Below are 15,313 nucleotides of genomic sequence, written 5' to 3'. Positions count from 1 at the left end.
GTAAATGAGATCAGAAAAAGAAATGATGGATTTAGTACTTTCTTTAGCAGAACAGGATGAACGTATTCGAATTGTGACCCTTGAGGGGTCACGCGCAAATATTAATATACCTAAAGATGAATTTCAGGATTATGATATTACATATTTTGTAAGTGATATAGAACCGTTTATATCTAATGATGACTGGCTTAATCAATTTGGGAATATTATAATGATGCAAAAACCGGAGGATATGGAACTATTCCCGGCTGAAGAGAAAGGCTACTCCTATATAATACTTTTTGATGATTATAATAAAATAGACCTTACCTTATTGCCCCTGGAAGAGTTGGGAAACTACCTGAATGACGATAAATTGATAAAGATTATTCTGGATAAGGATGGAAGGATTCAGCAAGCTGTAGTTCCGACCGACATGGATTATCATATAAGAAAACCCAGTGCCCGGGAATACGATGACTGCTGCAATGAATTCTGGAACACCACTACCTATGTGGTTAAGGGACTGTGCCGTAAGGAAATTTTATTTGCTATTGATCATTTTAATCAGATTGTTCGCCATGAGCTGCTGAGAATGATATCATGGAAGGTCGGCATCGAAACAGGCTTTAAATTAAGTGTAGGCAAGAACTATAAGTTTATTGAAAGGTATATATCCGAGGATTTGTGGGAGAAACTTTTGTCCACCTACCGGATGGATTCCTATGAAAACATATGGGAAGCATTATTTCTATGCCATCAATTGTTCAGGGCGGTATCCGGTGAGGTGGCGGAAAGGCTTCATTATGCCTATCCGGAGTATGATAGGAATATAACAAAATATACCAGGGACATGTATAAAAAATACACTGGTAAAACCGGCTGCCTGGATAGCACATATGCCGCTGATATAGAAGAGAGGCGGGAACAGTGATTACAGAAATGAAAGCAGGGCACCTGAAAGATATCGATAAACCCAGCGAACCATTTGAGGTGATAGGTAAGATTATACCGAGGTATGAAAACGAGAATTGGACCTTTACAGAATTACTCTATGAAGCGCCATATTTAAAAAGCTACCAAGACGAAGAGGATGAAGAGGATGAGGAGGCAGATTGCCTTGAATATATTGACAATACTGATAAGATAATATATCTTTACTACCAAGACGATAAATGCGTCGGAAAAGTTAAACTGCGAAAAAATTGGAACCGGTACGCTTATATAGAAGATATCGCCGTATGTAAGGATTTCAGGGGGCAAGGCATAGGCAGCGCGCTTATCAATATATCTATAGAATGGGCAAAGCATAAAAACTTGCATGGACTAATGCTTGAAACCCAGGACAATAACCTTATAGCTTGTAAATTCTATCATAATTGTGGTTTCAAAATCGGCTCCGTCGATACTATGTTATACGCCAACTTTGAAAACAACTTTGAAAAAGCTGTTTTCTGGTATTTAAGGTTTTAGAATGCAAGGAACAGTGAATTGGAGTTCGTCTTGTTATAATTAGCTTCTTGGGGTATCTTTAAATACTGTAGAAAAGAGGAAGGAAATAATAAATGGCTAAAATGAGAATATCACCGGAATTGAAAAAACTGATCGAAAAATACCGCTGCGTAAAAGATACGGAAGGAATGTCTCCTGCTAAGGTATATAAGCTGGTGGGAGAAAATGAAAACCTATATTTAAAAATGACGGACAGCCGGTATAAAGGGACCACCTATGATGTGGAACGGGAAAAGGACATGATGCTATGGCTGGAAGGAAAGCTGCCTGTTCCAAAGGTCCTGCACTTTGAACGGCATGATGGCTGGAGCAATCTGCTCATGAGTGAGGCCGATGGCGTCCTTTGCTCGGAAGAGTATGAAGATGAACAAAGCCCTGAAAAGATTATCGAGCTGTATGCGGAGTGCATCAGGCTCTTTCACTCCATCGACATATCGGATTGTCCCTATACGAATAGCTTAGACAGCCGCTTAGCCGAATTGGATTACTTACTGAATAACGATCTGGCCGATGTGGATTGCGAAAACTGGGAAGAAGACACTCCATTTAAAGATCCGCGCGAGCTGTATGATTTTTTAAAGACGGAAAAGCCCGAAGAGGAACTTGTCTTTTCCCACGGCGACCTGGGAGACAGCAACATCTTTGTGAAAGATGGCAAAGTAAGTGGCTTTATTGATCTTGGGAGAAGCGGCAGGGCGGACAAGTGGTATGACATTGCCTTCTGCGTCCGGTCGATCAGGGAGGATATCGGGGAAGAACAGTATGTCGAGCTATTTTTTGACTTACTGGGGATCAAGCCTGATTGGGAGAAAATAAAATATTATATTTTACTGGATGAATTGTTTTAGTACCTAGATTTAGATGTCTAAAAAGCTTTAACTACAAGCTTTTTAGACATCTAATCTTTTCTGAAGTACATCCGCAACTGTCCATACTCTGATGTTTTATATCTTTTCTAAAAGTTCGCTAGATAGAGTTCTATATTAGAGATGTAAAGAGTTTTGGTGAAGAGGTTTGTGAGTATGGCTTTTATAACCAGGGTGCAATGAGAAGCACTAACAGCAGCTAGCTTAAGAACGCATAGGATATACTTTTTATGGAAGTCACAGAGGAGGAATAAAATTTGAACAGGATTAACAGAGTAACCTCTATTCTTATTCAGCTGCAATCAAAAAAAATAATTCCTGCCAAAGAAATTGCACAGCGATTTAATATAAGCTTAAGGACAGTTTACAGAGATATCCGGACACTTGAAGAAGCCGGAATACCAATTGGATCTGAGGCCGGAAAAGGATATTTTCTTGTAGAGGGCTTCCTACTTCCGCCGGTAATGTTTACAGCGGCGGAAGTGGGTGCATTGATTACAGCAGGGAAATTTTTAAATTGCCATGGAGATGAATCATTTATAAAGGATTTTGATTCAGCTATGTATAAAATCAAATCTATTTTGAAGCATGGTGAAAAAAACTATGCACAGGAGTTGGAGAACAGTATTAACGTGTACAGCACATCTGGACAGAAAAATACATTGGCGGATAACGTTATTGCAGCAATTCAGACTGCAATCTGCAATAAAAGGGTAATATCAATTCAATATCCTGCATCAGGAGGGCAAGAACCGGAAAGCAGAATGATAGAGCCTATATCACTGGGGTTTTATGAACAGAACTGGTACTTAATCGGTTTTGCAGGCTAAGAAATGAATATAGGAATTTTCGTGTGGATCGGATTAAAAGCATTTGCATAGAAGAAGAGCTCTGTCAAAGCCATGATGGCTCTTTGGAACAAATATTAAAACAAATGCTTTCATATAAAAAACTATATAATGTAATTCTTAGAGCTGAAAAAGGGGAGACATACAATTCTATCAAGAACAGGTATTCTCTCGGCTTCCTTGAAGAAACCGATTTGGGAAGTAAAATGGAAATCGAATTCCAGACAGATTCCTTTGAGATATTGAGCAAGCAGCTGATTGAATATGGATCAGGCATTGAAATAGTCCAACCTGATGAATTAAAATGCATAACCCGTAAACACCTGGCACAAATTACGAATCACTGCCTAAACTTGATTTAGAGAAAGCGATTGGTCTGTTATGTATTTTTTGTAAGGTTTCATATCCCCTGCTGACATACAGCTGTCAGTGTATTATGATATTCTACTATCAAAAAGGAGGATTGAAAAATATGAAACCAAAGATAATTATGCACACACAAATTAGCCTTGATGGCCGCATTAAAGGCTTTGATAATCCGGAAGTTTACTACCAGGTTGCCGGGGGAATTCATTCGGATGCGGTGCTGTTTGGGTCCAATACTGTTTTTACTGCATTTGAAAAATATCCTGCTGAAACAGAGGCTGATTTTGAGAAAATCATAACAAGCCCGGAGGACCCCAGACCAATAGGAGTCATACCTGACAGCAGAGGTATCTTGAGAAGTCTTCATTGCTTAAGAAATCTTGGATATCTGAAGGAAATTGTCATTCTGGTATCAACTGCCACTCCGAAGGAATATTTGAATTATTTGGAGGAAAGGCATTACCCATATATTGTGTCAGGAAATGATCATGTGGACTATGAAAAAGCCTTTCAGATCCTGCATGAGCAATATGGGTGTAAATACATGCGGACAGACAGTGGCGGTGGATTAACCAACAAATTATTAGAAAACGGACTTATTGATGAAATCAGTCTTGTGATATCACCATGTTTTGTAGGTAATAAAGAAAAACAACTATTTGATAACCTTCTGTTATCTGAAAAAGTTAATTTGGAATTGCAGGGAACAGAGAATGCAGAACATGGCTGTCTGTCATTGCGCTATGCTGTGAAAAATAAGGATTAGTGCAGCATACTTTAAAAAGTGTCTGTTGGGACAGTGTCCTAAAGGAAGCATAAGCTCATGGCTAGCGGCGGTGTTAAAGTAACGGCACTCGGCCCCAATATATAGTTGATATGCCCCTAAGCCTTTGAGGGCAAGGCGGTCAACCGCGCCTTTTCCGGTCCGCATACAGTCGTTCAATGAGGGTATCAAGCTCGGCAATGCGGCGGTGCTTCTCGGTGGTTCGTTTCTTCGCCGCCGTTTTCGGCTAATTCTAATTGATCCGAACTGTAAGGATAAGCAATTATCCGGGGCTAGTTAAGTATCTTAGAGAGGAAGATAAAGATAAGTAAACCAATTTTAAAGTTGTACCGAATAAAGCCTTCAAGAGGACAACATGCTTTTGAAGGCTTTATTGCTTACAATTACTTGGATTGTAACGCAAAAGCAGGCACCAAATCAATGAAAAATAGCCTATCCAGGCGACTGTTTCAGAAATATGGGCTTCCGCCAAGGGGATACCAGTGGGGTGCGACATCTTTTTTGCCCACTCAAGGCATGTAGAAAGTGTCGCTTGGTTGGAGAAGTGATTGTAGATCAATATTAAACAATTTCTTGTGATAATAAACTCTTGCTAACTTCACCACCAATTCTGTAATAATAAACATTTGCTTTTTCAATATAAAACTTATTTTAAATTCGGGTTTTCCTTTCCAGGAGCCCGAGTTTTTTCATGTCTTTTTCCAATAACTTTTCAATACAGTTATGTTCCTAACCCATTGATATTACTAGCTTTGCCCAATATCCGATTCAATACTAATTCAATAACAAATCAATACTTATCCAATAATTTCTCTTTGTTCTTCATCTCTATTTCCATTATTTTTCTTCAATCCATTCCCAAAACTTTATTATAACTCAAACGGTGGAATGCGGGTTGGAGGGGGATGAAATCGGAAAAGTATTTTTAAAGGTACGATGAGTTTATCCTAATTTCACAGAATGTAAAAGAAGAGGAAATGACTCAGCTTGCGAAACAGTTTATAAAAGAAATGAACCAGCCCGTTATACTACAAGAACATGAAGTGATTGTTACAATTAGTATTGGAGTTAGTTTGATGCACGAAGGAGAAAGTAGCGTTGATGACCTCATTAGGCAATCAAATCAAGCCATGCTGTTAGCTAAAAAGACAGGAAAAAACAACTATCAGTTCTACACAAAGGAATTACATGAGAAGATCACACGCAAACAACAAATTGAATGGGCTTTACGCAATGCCATTGTGCAGGATGAGTTCTCACTAGTCTATCAACCACAAGTGGACGTAGTAACGGATAAAATTACGGGTATGGAAGCCCTACTTCGGTGGAATCCAGCTTTTGGTGTTGTACCTCCTGATGAATTTATTCCTATTGCGGAAGAGACAGGACTGATTCTTCCAATTGGGGAATGGGTATTAAGAGAGGCGTGCCGTCAAATTAAAAAGTGGGAGAAACAAGAACTTCCGAAAGTAAGGGTATCTGTCAATGTATCGGCAAGGCAATTCAAAGATAAACAGTTCACATCAAAAGTAAAGGCCATTGTCGAAGAAGAAAAGGTTCAGCCATGTGATCTTGAAATAGAGATTACAGAAAGTGTGATGCTAGATGTCGAGGGGGCATCACAACTGATCCAAGAGTTGAAGGAATTGGGCGTGAAAGTGGCAATTGACGATTTTGGTACGGGGTACTCATCCTTGAACGTCATGAAAAATGTTGAAATTGACACTTTGAAAATGGATAAATCTATGATTAATGATGTTTCGGAGAATGGTCGTATGATGTCTTTGTTGATTGCTATGATTCGTTTAGGGAAGGATTTGAATACTCAAGTTATTATTGAAGGCGTGGAAACGAAGGAACAAAAAGAATTTCTAAAAGAGTATCAGGTCATCGCACAAGGTTATTTCTATAGCCGGCCGCTGCCAGCAGGTCGGTTACAACAAGTTTGGGAGAAACATGGGGCGGTGCTTGGCGTAACCAGTGAATGATTACATATATATTACTTTTCACTTGTAAGATAATTGAACAACATGTTATATAGATATTTTAAAAGAGTCATTAGCATCATCATAAGAAGTGTCCCAATTGACCAATATAATCTCTATATATGTATTACGTCAATCCAAGATAATTTATGCAAAAAGTATTAAATTTAGGCATAGGAGGAGATTACGAACGTTATGTGTGAAACGTTAAGAGAAAATATAAAGCAGAAGTTGGAAAATGGTGATTATAATTGTGAGAAGGAATTAACATTATCGATTATTAGTGGAAAGTACAAAGTAGTGATTCTTTGGCATCTTGGTGTAGAAGGTCCTCATCGATTCAGTGATTTAGAACGCCTCTTTAATCATGTATCTCATAAGACATTATCTAATCAATTAAAAGAATTAATAGATGATGGGATTATAAGTCGAAAGGTTTATCCAGAAATGCCACCTAAAGTGGAGTACGATGTAACAGAGCTTGGAAAGACATTAGTGCCAATTGTGGAGATGATGTACGATTGGGGTAAAAAGCGAATTTCCCAATTGAAGGAAGAAGGAATAATAGGAAGTTAAGTTTTATTGTATTCAAAAATCACCAGTATGCTGTTACAGACAGCATACTGGTGATTTTATTAGATTCTTATTTTAGCAATTTTAATGCTTCACGATTGAAAGCAGGTAGGTCATCAGGTGTTCTACTTGTAACAAGGTTACTATCGACAACAACCTCTTCATCCTTCACAATAGCCCCTGCATTCTCTAAGTCTTTTCTAACTGACACGAAGCTTGTTAATTCTTTCCCTTCTAATAAGTCAGTTTCTACTAAGAATTGAGGACCATGGCAGATTGCGAATACTGGCTTTTCTTCTTCCATAAACGCTTTTGCGAATGCTCCATTTTTCGGATTAATTCGGAGCAAGTCTGGAGAGAAGCCACCAGGAACTAATAATGCATCATAGTCATTCGCATTTACTTCATCAATTCCTTTATCTGCTTTTATTTCTTCACCGTTTTTCCCTTTAATCATTTTTCCTGCTTCGTCACTAATAATTTCTACTGTATGACCTGCATCTTCATAAGCTTTAACAGGATCTGTTAATTCTATTTCTTCCACGAGATCTGTAACGATAACTGCAACTTTTTTTGTCATTTTTATCTTCTCCTTTCTATAATTCTGTATTAATGGTATCGAAAATTCATTGATCTGTGAAGAACGCACTTTTATGTACGGAGGTTACTTTGAGGTAACTTAGATGTAATTTTCCGTTACCAAAACAACGAGTATTTAGAAGAATACAGGGTGTCTATCGATTCGTACTTTTGTCTTAGTATAAATGGATTATTTTTATGTTGTAAAAAGTAAAAATATGTTAATATAATATTACTTTTATTTTAGTAGCTTTCCCTAATACAGTAATTGGTAAAGTTTGAAGTGTTATTTAGGGGAGGACCTTACATAAAGGTAAATACATCACAAGAATCAACTAGGGAGGTTTTACACAAATAAAATGGCCGAATGATTAGTCTTAGTCAAAAATTAAAAGTACATAAAACCAGGGGGAAAACTACCATGAAAAACAGAATATTATTCTTTTCAAATTCAACTATTTTTTTCACAGTACTTTTTAAGTTTATTTGAGGAATTTACACTATTTAATAGTAATTCATAAATTATTTCTTTATCTTCATTTGTCATGTGTATAGTGCAAAATAAAAATACATAGTTTTGCAACGAAAAAGTACACAACGTTGCAATAAAAAAGACTTGCCAGCCCAATCAAATAACTCTACTGTTATTGGTGTCTAATCAAATCACAGTGGAGGTTGAAAGGAATGCTGGCAATGTCTGAAGTTAATTGTATCAAACTTTTAAGAAATCAAAAATCTAAGTTTATTAATTCAATCGCTAATACCCTTGGTATTAATTGGAGAACAGCTAAAAAATATGCTGATGAAGATGACATCCCTCAAGAAACACAAGTAAAGAAACGAGGCATGATGTATGAAGAAGATTGGGGTGACATCGTTTCAGATTGGTTAATCGAAGATCGTAATAAAGTGGACCCCATCGTCAAGACAACTTTTTTATAAATTTAAGGTGCATTGAGTTTTGCTCCTTCCCATCTTGCCAACCATGCCTTTCATGTGGCAGGTTCTGTCAAGGGCGTATTCTCCCTTGACAGGTTCTGTCGCATGAAAGATAATTTCTCAAAGATGGGAAGGGCAATGACGAACCTGTTTAATTAAAATAAACTGATGATGGTGTTTTATAATCTAGCGATTGATGAGGGCGATTGTAATTATAAAAATCAATGTAATCTCTTATATTTATTCTAGCCTCCCTTGGACTTTCATAATCTTTTAGATATACTTCTTCGTACTTTATGTTGCGCCAAAAACGTTCTATGATAATATTGTCCAAAGCACGTCCTTTACTGTCCATGCTGATTTGAACTTCCTTAGAATTTAGTAGATTGATATATTTAGGAGTGGTAAAATGGCCGCCTTGATCACTATTAAAGATAACGGGTTTAGCTATAGAGAAGGCCCTTTGAACGGCATCTAGGATAAATCCAATTTCTAGGGATTGATCCAGCTCCCAGCTAATGACATAGCGGGAATACCAGTCAATAACCGCTGCTAAGTACATCCAGCTTCGTTGGAGTCGAATGTAGGTAATGTCAATGCTCCAAACGTGATTTGGATAGTTAATGTTCACTCCTTTCAGTAAATATGGATAAATTCGATGTTGCAGATTCCGTTTACTTAAATTTGGACCCGGATAGACAGCTTGAATCCCCATTTCTCGCATGTGACGTTGTACTCTTTTGCGATTGATATTCACTCCTTCTTGGTTTAGCAGTGCTGTTATCCTACGAGACCCATAAAATGGGTATTTTGTATAAATTTCATCGATACGGTGCTTGATGGCTACATCTTCTGCTGAAGGCCCGACTGGTTTATAATAAAGGCTTGAACGGTTAAGTCTTAATAGCTCTGCCTGTTTTGTAATGGATAATTCTGAGTCTTGCCATTCGATCATATTCACACGTTCTTGCCTAGTTGTAGTAGATGCCAGATTTTTTTTTGAGCCACGACAATTGCGTGGTTAATCGGCCTACTTCAGTATATAGATTTTCAATTTGTTCTTCATAATCAGCTTTCATCTTTTCTTGATCCTTGTTCTGCTTTTGAAACAGTTGCGGCATTTGTTCTAGAAATTGTGTTTTCCATTTCCGCAGCTGATTAACATGAATCCCATATTCAGAGGATAGCTCAGTTAAAGACTTCTCTTCCTTAAGAATTTCCAATACAACTTGTGCTTTAAATTCTGGTGAATATCGTTTCCTTTTTTGTTTCATAAACCTACCTTAACATATCCTTTCTAGCTGTCTAAAATCTTGGGTCCATTATAGGTTGTGGGACGGGAATTTATTCGTATTGGTTATATGAACAAGGATTAGATGTTGTCGGTATAGATATATCGAAAAACATGTTAGATGTCGCCAAAAAGAAGAAAGATACGAAAAACATTACGTTTCTTCAAGGTGATATAAGTAATCTTCCTTTTGCCAATGAAACATTTGATCTAGTAATAAGTAATATTGTGTTGGAGTTTACTCATAACCCACAAGTAATTGTGAAAGAAGCTTTAAGGGTCGTAAAAAAAGGTGGACGGTTAGTCATTGGCTTCATCGGAAAAGAGAGTACGTGGGGAAAAATGTACCACGAAAAAGGAAAGAATGATCCTACGAGTGTTTTTGCGCACGCTAAATTTTTTAATACAGATGAAATTGCGCAACTGAATGAAACCCCACCTATACAGTTCAACTACGGTCTATATGTAGCGATGGATGAGTTTACGACAATTGAAGCTGCTAGAGAGTTAGAAAAAGATCGGACTAAAACAAGCTCCGACCAAGATGCAGGCTATATTGTTGCCAAATGGCAGAAGATATGAATTGTGTATGATGTAAAAAAACGTTAAAATGATTAAAGTGAATTTGATAAAGGTAGGGGTGTAGTATGACAGAAAAGATTAAAATCGGTATTGTCGGTTACGGAAATTTAGGAAAAGGGGCAGTTGCAGCGATTAAACATTGTCCAGATATGGAGCTTGTTGCTATTTTCACGAGAAGACCTCCTGAAAGCTAAAATATTAATGAACCAAATGTACAAGCTGTTCATATGGACGATTTGGAAGACTATAAAGATAAAATTGATGTAATGATTTTATGTGGAGGATCAGCTACGGATTTACCTGAACAAACTCCACAAATTACAAAAATGTTTAATACGATCGATAGTTTTGATACACATGCAAAAATTCCAAAATATTTCCAATTTGTTGATGAGAGTGCCAAAGCGAGTGGCAAAACGAGTATCATTTCCGTTGGTTGGGATCCAGGCTTATTCTCAATTAACCGTATGATGTTTGAGGCAATCTTGCCACAAGGAAATACATATACGTTTTGGGGGAAAGGGTTAAGCCAAGGCCATTCTGATGCTATTCGTCGTGTTGAAGGTGTGAAAGCTGGCGTACAATATACGGTTCCTTCATTAGAAGCAATGGATCGCGTTCGTAGTGGTGAAAATCCAGAGTTATCAACGGCAGAAAAACATGAGCGCATTTGTTATGTCGTTCCTGAAGAAGGGGCTGACAAAGAAAAAATTAAACAGGATATCGTAACGATGCCAAACTACTTTGCTGATTACAATACAGAAGTTCATTTTATTACAGAAGAAGAGTTAAAACGCGATCATTCGAAAGCTCCACACGGAGGATTTGTTATTCATAGTGCAAAAACAGAAGAAGTTCACAATCAAATACTCGAGTTTTCATTAAAATTAGATAGCAACCCTGAATTTACAGCAAGTGTTCTCGTTGCCTATGCACGTGCAACTTATCGTTTAAATAAAGAAGGACAAGCTGGTGCCAAAACTGTATTTGACGTTGCACCTGCTTATATTTCACCAAGACCAATTGCAGATTTAAGAAGAGATTTACTATAAAAAACAAAGGTGACGAAAAGATTCGCTATTGATTTTTTCGAACAATGTCCAAAAAAATTCGAGAGGGAATAAATTTCTCCTCTCGAATTTTTTTATAGATTAAGCAGCAAGTTTCTTTTTCTTCGCTCGTTTTGAAAAGATGATCGCAACAATGACGAAAATGAGGACAACGATGCCGACGGTAATCCATTGATGTGGATCAGATTTAGCTTGTCCTTCTTCTCCGATTGTCCATTCGGAGCGATGCCCTAAGCCATCCTCAGCAACAAATGAATGAGCAGTACTTATATCATATGAAAAATAACCTTCTTCATCTAAAGGTCCTTGAGCAACTTCTGTTCCATTTTCATCATAAACGGTAACGACCGTACGACTGGAAAAGCTACCGTCAGCATAAATCACTTTAATTTTTCCATCTTCCACAGGTTCGATCATCATTTTATGCGCGTAAACAGGAAGAGCATGGAATAGTAGAAAGATCGTAATAAGAGTAAGCGTGAAAATTCGTTGTTTCATTTCATAAGTGGCTCCTTTCGTACAATTTGTTCAAGTAGTGTTTTTGCTTGTTGAATATTTGTTGGACGGTATTTGGTCTCTTTAAATAATGAAAATAAACTCGGTAAGCGAAGTTTTGCTTCAGCCATAACTTTTTCATTTTCTAAAATATGTACATCCCCTTGTAATAAAGCTTTACCTCTTTGTAAAATTAAACATTCCTCTGCCCAACTATAAGCAAGATCGACATCATGAGTCGTAATGATGACCATCTGCCCTAAATTAGCTAAACGATTTAATATTTCGATAAAATCATCAAGTGAATACGGATCAAGTCCAGAGAATGGTTCATCAAATAAAATAATTTCTGGCTCCATGGCTAATACACCAGCGATCGCAACTTTTTTCTTTTGCCCTAAACTTAAATGATACGGTGGTTTATTTTGTAAATGACTGATATTTAACCAGTCCATCATTTCATAAACAAGACGCGCAACATCTTTTTCTGATTCACCTTTATTTCTCGGACCGAAAGCAATATCGTCAAAAACAGTAGGTGCAAAAATTTGGTGATCAGGATGATCAAATACGAGTCCGACTTTTTTCCGAATGTCCATACAATTTTTTTTCGTAATCCTTGTCCCGTTTATTTCAACGGTACCTGATTGGGGAATATATAAGCCGTTTAAATGTTGGAGCAAAGTTGATTTGCCACTTCCATTGGAACCTAAGATGGCCACTTTATTTTTTGTCAATTGACAAGTTAACTTATGTAGTGCACGTGTGCCATCTGGATAGGAAAAGCTTAAATGATTGACTGAAACGTTCATGTTAAACCCACCACTTTTCAATTAGGATTAAAATCATCATACAAACGAGCAGGGAGGCCGATTTGATGAAATCAGTTTTCGTAAATTTTTGTATTGGTGACGTTGGGATCGTTCCGTTAAATCCTCTTGCAGTCATAGCGAGATGAACTTTATCTGCATTATCGATATTTCGTAACAATAACCCTGCCATAACCCCACTATAAACTTTCAATGAGTTTGTTCGGGCAGAAGGTTGAAATCCTCTTGCACGTAGAGACTTTTGATAAGAAGCAATCGTTTGCAAAAATATTTTTACAAAATGGAGCGCAAGCATTAAAATCGCTACGATCGAACTCGGTATTCGCAGATGCGATAAAGCTTGTAACAATTTTGAAAGTGGTTGACTTAATGTCAAAATCATCATCACAAGAGCGCTCGTTAATACTTTTCCATTTAAATTAATGACGAAATTGATTCGTTCTTGATCGATGGCTAGTCCGTTCGCAAATAAAATTGGTACAGTCATGAAAAGTAAAAAAGGTACGAGTAAAATGAGTTTAGAAATGATAAATATAAAACGAAATCCCATTGATATAGTGAGTACGAAAAATAAGATGAAGCTCGTTAAAATGATTTGTGGAGTTTGTAAAGTAATAATGCCGAAACAGATGAGTACACACGTAATTAGTTTTGAACGAACTTCCCAGCTTGCACCCCAAGAGGAGGGAGTTAGTTTTGGGTCGATATTTTTGATTTCACTTATGAATGATTTCCCCAACTTACACCAACTCCTCTGTTATATTTTCCGTAATATGAGTTCGGGACGGACTTTTACAAGTATGTTAATAATGAATGCTGTTAACAATGTTTCAATGAATAGTAGTGGAATATGTCCGATAACTAATAGTTTAATAACAGACAAGCTACCTTCGGAAAAGTAAGAACTTGTGATAAAGAGAGTTGCGATGAGAATGAGTACAGCTAATAGTACTCCAATCAACCCACTAAGACCGGAGATCACAGTTTGACTCATCTTTTTGTTTTTATTGAAATGGAAAAAGAAATAATAACAAAGAATCGCAGGGACGCTTACAAGTAACGTGTTTGCTCCGAGTGTAGTTAGTCCACCGTGTTGAAATAGTAATGCTTGTAATAACAAACTAATAAAAATGGCGACGGGACTTTGCCATCCAAGCATAATGCCGAGTAGTCCACAAAGTAGTGGATGAACAGAACTCGGTCCAATCGGAATACTAATTAACGATAGGACGAAAAATGTTGCCGTCATTAAACTAATTTTCGGAATATCTTCTTGTTTCAACGTTTTTAATGAATAAGCGATCAAACTACCAGCTACAACGGTTGTTACCGTTACAACTGGCATCGTTAATACGCCATCAGATAAATGCATAACATCGACCTACTTTCTAAAATCGTAGCTTTTAAAGATGATGTTCTTCTTCGTCATGCTCATGTTCGTGATCATGTGCATGTCCTTCGTATTCTTTTGCATTTACTCCATCAATAGCAACGCCAGCTTCTGCTAAAATTTCCATTGCAAATTCATCAGGATGATGCTCGGTAAAAATACGATAATGACCAGATTTTGAGATCGTAAATGTATAGACGGTTTCACCTTCTTTATTAAGTTTTAAGTTATTCGCATATTCATGCTTTGCTTCAAAATGATCGGTTTCTTCAAGCGCTACGTCTTCTTCCATAATGTGCGCAACGTGGTGTTCAAGATCGTCAATATTGCTATCTTCTATTACGAAGGCGATCTTGAAACTTTCATCACCAGCTTCATTTTCTTTAAACTGAAGCGTATACGTTCCTTCTTCTAACTCATAAGTAGCAGCCCATTCATAAGGAAGTTCATCGTGATGATCAATCCCACTTGCTTCTTCGTGCTTTACTTCATCGTTATTGGTTGCTTCACTACAACCGACTAAACTTATAGAAAGCATACTTGGTAAAAATCCGAAATAAATTTTTTTCATTACTCATTCTCCTTTTCGTTTTAAACTATAAAAATACAAAAAAAGCCAATAAAAAAACGCCCTCTTCTAAGAGCGCGAATAGTTGAGCCGACACAAATCACCTATAGGAATGCACAAAAAATGAGCATAGTACGACTTGCGACGTTTCATTACCTCACCCCCCGGAAGTTTCGAAACTTAGATTCAATTTGGCAGGTCTCCTGACTTATGCTTCATCCTACTCTGATCCTTCCCACATCGAAATCGATGCAGTGGTTGTTATCATTTCGTCCACATTTACAGTTGCGGGGACAGTTTTGGATTTTCACCAAATTCCCTATTAGCCTTACAAGGCACCAAAATGAATCAAATCTATGAAATTGTTTATCTATATTAAAGACGATAAATAATCGTTTGTCAACAAACGTCCGAACTTAGTCTGAGTCAACCATTTGTGGGCAACTTTTTGTGAACCCCAATAATTGTAAGCGGATTCACTCTTGCTGGGTACTCCTTTGAAGTGCTATTAATCTCTTTTTAAAAGCCCCTCAATCCTTTGAGCGCTTGATATACAGGAATATTCGCTTTCCCTTTGAGATACATTAAATTATCTCTTGTCGTTTCGTTCATTGTGCGAGCTATCTTTTTCATGTAACTTCTTGTTCGAATGTCCT

The 15,313-nt window shown here is 37.3% G+C and carries 17 protein-coding genes, 1 pseudogene and 1 riboswitch; of the genes and pseudogenes, 11 read left to right on the top strand and 7 right to left on the bottom strand.

Features of this window, described 5'->3' with window-relative positions:
• The first annotated feature begins 4 nt into the window (after positions 1 to 4).
• The 8 genes from GJS40_RS10020 to GJS40_RS09985 all read left to right on the top strand — a co-directional run bounded on the left by GJS40_RS10020 (position 5) and on the right by GJS40_RS09985 (position 6,916).
• Complete coding sequence (locus tag GJS40_RS10020) at positions 5 to 913, top strand: aminoglycoside nucleotidyltransferase ANT(6)-Ia (RefSeq protein WP_001255864.1); 909 nt, start codon at positions 5 to 7, stop codon at positions 911 to 913.
• Positions 910 to 1,452 (top strand): streptothricin N-acetyltransferase Sat4, encoded by a 543-nt coding sequence (sat4, locus tag GJS40_RS10015; protein ID WP_000627290.1) that lies wholly within the window; start codon positions 910 to 912, stop codon positions 1,450 to 1,452. Before GJS40_RS10020 ends, sat4 begins: the two co-directional genes overlap by 4 nt.
• Before the next feature lie 92 nt (positions 1,453 to 1,544).
• A complete protein-coding gene (gene aph(3')-IIIa, locus GJS40_RS10010; RefSeq protein ID WP_001096887.1) occupies positions 1,545 to 2,339 on the top strand; it encodes an aminoglycoside O-phosphotransferase APH(3')-IIIa in 795 nt (264 codons plus the stop codon).
• Positions 2,340 to 2,614: 275 nt separating this feature from the next.
• Positions 2,615 to 3,187, top strand: a complete 573-nt coding sequence (locus GJS40_RS14610) for a helix-turn-helix transcriptional regulator (protein ID WP_001079938.1) — start codon at positions 2,615 to 2,617, stop codon at positions 3,185 to 3,187.
• Between the two features lie 23 nt (positions 3,188 to 3,210).
• A complete protein-coding gene (locus GJS40_RS14605) occupies positions 3,211 to 3,567 on the top strand; it encodes a WYL domain-containing protein (protein ID WP_000374054.1) in 357 nt (118 codons plus the stop codon).
• 110 nt (positions 3,568 to 3,677) lie between these two features.
• A complete protein-coding gene (locus tag GJS40_RS09995) occupies positions 3,678 to 4,337 on the top strand; it encodes a dihydrofolate reductase family protein (RefSeq protein ID WP_000802831.1) in 660 nt (219 codons plus the stop codon).
• A gap of 962 nt (positions 4,338 to 5,299) precedes the next feature.
• Complete coding sequence (locus GJS40_RS09990) at positions 5,300 to 6,343, top strand: putative bifunctional diguanylate cyclase/phosphodiesterase (RefSeq protein ID WP_270897849.1); 1,044 nt, start codon at positions 5,300 to 5,302, stop codon at positions 6,341 to 6,343.
• A gap of 192 nt (positions 6,344 to 6,535) precedes the next feature.
• Positions 6,536 to 6,916 (top strand): winged helix-turn-helix transcriptional regulator, encoded by a 381-nt coding sequence (locus tag GJS40_RS09985; RefSeq protein WP_153729521.1) that lies wholly within the window; start codon positions 6,536 to 6,538, stop codon positions 6,914 to 6,916.
• A gap of 67 nt (positions 6,917 to 6,983) precedes the next feature.
• On the opposite strand, the gene GJS40_RS09980 is transcribed toward GJS40_RS09985, so the two are convergent.
• On the bottom strand, positions 6,984 to 7,493 hold the full coding sequence (locus GJS40_RS09980; protein WP_153834957.1) for a type 1 glutamine amidotransferase domain-containing protein: 510 nt from the start codon (positions 7,491 to 7,493) through the stop codon (positions 6,984 to 6,986).
• Positions 7,494 to 8,176: 683 nt separating this feature from the next.
• Here GJS40_RS09980 and GJS40_RS09975 point away from each other — a divergent pair.
• Complete coding sequence (locus GJS40_RS09975; protein WP_270897715.1) at positions 8,177 to 8,434, top strand: hypothetical protein; 258 nt, start codon at positions 8,177 to 8,179, stop codon at positions 8,432 to 8,434.
• A gap of 148 nt (positions 8,435 to 8,582) precedes the next feature.
• On the opposite strand, the gene GJS40_RS09970 is transcribed toward GJS40_RS09975, so the two are convergent.
• Positions 8,583 to 9,705, bottom strand: a protein-coding gene (locus GJS40_RS09970) for an IS3 family transposase (protein WP_456298387.1) whose coding sequence is annotated in 2 segments (ribosomal slippage) — positions 8,583 to 9,432 and positions 9,431 to 9,705 — 1,125 coding nt in all. Because the reading frame shifts where the segments join, the coding sequence is not laid out codon by codon here.
• A gap of 47 nt (positions 9,706 to 9,752) precedes the next feature.
• Here GJS40_RS09970 and GJS40_RS09965 point away from each other — a divergent pair.
• Together GJS40_RS09965 and GJS40_RS09960 are read left to right on the top strand one after the other, a co-directional pair.
• Positions 9,753 to 10,304 carry a class I SAM-dependent methyltransferase gene (locus tag GJS40_RS09965; RefSeq protein ID WP_333723924.1) on the top strand — a complete coding sequence of 184 codons (552 nt, stop codon included), beginning with the start codon at positions 9,753 to 9,755 and terminating at the stop codon, positions 10,302 to 10,304.
• 65 nt (positions 10,305 to 10,369) lie between these two features.
• Positions 10,370 to 11,356 (top strand): annotated as a pseudogene (locus GJS40_RS09960) (diaminopimelate dehydrogenase).
• A 99-nt stretch (positions 11,357 to 11,455) separates the two neighbouring features.
• On the opposite strand, the gene GJS40_RS09955 reads toward GJS40_RS09960, so the two are convergent.
• The 5 genes from GJS40_RS09955 to GJS40_RS09935 are packed head-to-tail and all read right to left on the bottom strand — an operon-like array spanning position 11,456 to position 14,660.
• Positions 11,456 to 11,872, bottom strand: a complete 417-nt coding sequence (locus tag GJS40_RS09955) for an Ig-like domain-containing protein (protein ID WP_270897713.1) — start codon at positions 11,870 to 11,872, stop codon at positions 11,456 to 11,458.
• Positions 11,869 to 12,681: an energy-coupling factor ABC transporter ATP-binding protein gene (locus GJS40_RS09950; protein WP_270897712.1), complete on the bottom strand. Its 813-nt coding sequence runs from the start codon at positions 12,679 to 12,681 to the stop codon at positions 11,869 to 11,871. The genes GJS40_RS09955 and GJS40_RS09950 overlap by 4 nt, the downstream gene beginning before the upstream one ends.
• Before the next feature lies 1 nt (position 12,682).
• Positions 12,683 to 13,438 carry an energy-coupling factor transporter transmembrane component T family protein gene (locus GJS40_RS09945; protein WP_270897711.1) on the bottom strand — a complete coding sequence of 252 codons (756 nt, stop codon included), beginning with the start codon at positions 13,436 to 13,438 and terminating at the stop codon, positions 12,683 to 12,685.
• Between the two features lie 18 nt (positions 13,439 to 13,456).
• Positions 13,457 to 14,071, bottom strand: coding sequence for a cobalt transporter CbiM (cbiM, locus tag GJS40_RS09940; protein ID WP_270897710.1), 615 nt, complete (start codon positions 14,069 to 14,071; stop codon positions 13,457 to 13,459).
• Between the two features lie 31 nt (positions 14,072 to 14,102).
• Positions 14,103 to 14,660: a hypothetical protein gene (locus GJS40_RS09935; RefSeq protein ID WP_270897709.1), complete on the bottom strand. Its 558-nt coding sequence runs from the start codon at positions 14,658 to 14,660 to the stop codon at positions 14,103 to 14,105.
• A gap of 173 nt (positions 14,661 to 14,833) precedes the next feature.
• Positions 14,834 to 15,015: riboswitch (cobalamin riboswitch) on the bottom strand.
• Positions 15,016 to 15,313: the final 298 nt, after the last annotated feature.

The sequence above is a fragment of the Aliibacillus thermotolerans genome (assembly GCF_027853235.1).
GTDB classification, from domain to species: Bacteria; Bacillota; Bacilli; order Bacillales; family Marinococcaceae; genus Aliibacillus; species Aliibacillus thermotolerans.
This window is presented reverse-complemented; position numbering and strand designations above follow the sequence as displayed.

Coding starts and splice junctions, on each gene's coding strand:
- GJS40_RS10020 (WP_001255864.1), top strand. CDS start 5: ATGAGATCAGAAAAAGAAATGATGGATTTAGTACTTTCTTTAGCAGAA.
- GJS40_RS09995 (WP_000802831.1), top strand. CDS start 3,678: ATGAAACCAAAGATAATTATGCACACACAAATTAGCCTTGATGGCCGC.
- GJS40_RS09985 (WP_153729521.1), top strand. CDS start 6,536: ATGTGTGAAACGTTAAGAGAAAATATAAAGCAGAAGTTGGAAAATGGT.
- GJS40_RS09980 (WP_153834957.1), bottom strand. CDS start 7,493: ATGACAAAAAAAGTTGCAGTTATCGTTACAGATCTCGTGGAAGAAATA.
- GJS40_RS09975 (WP_270897715.1), top strand. CDS start 8,177: ATGCTGGCAATGTCTGAAGTTAATTGTATCAAACTTTTAAGAAATCAA.
- GJS40_RS09955 (WP_270897713.1), bottom strand. CDS start 11,872: ATGAAACAACGAATTTTCACGCTTACTCTTATTACGATCTTTCTACTA.
- GJS40_RS09950 (WP_270897712.1), bottom strand. CDS start 12,681: ATGAACGTTTCAGTCAATCATTTAAGCTTTTCCTATCCAGATGGCACA.
- cbiM (WP_270897710.1), bottom strand. CDS start 14,071: ATGCATTTATCTGATGGCGTATTAACGATGCCAGTTGTAACGGTAACA.
- GJS40_RS09935 (WP_270897709.1), bottom strand. CDS start 14,660: ATGAAAAAAATTTATTTCGGATTTTTACCAAGTATGCTTTCTATAAGT.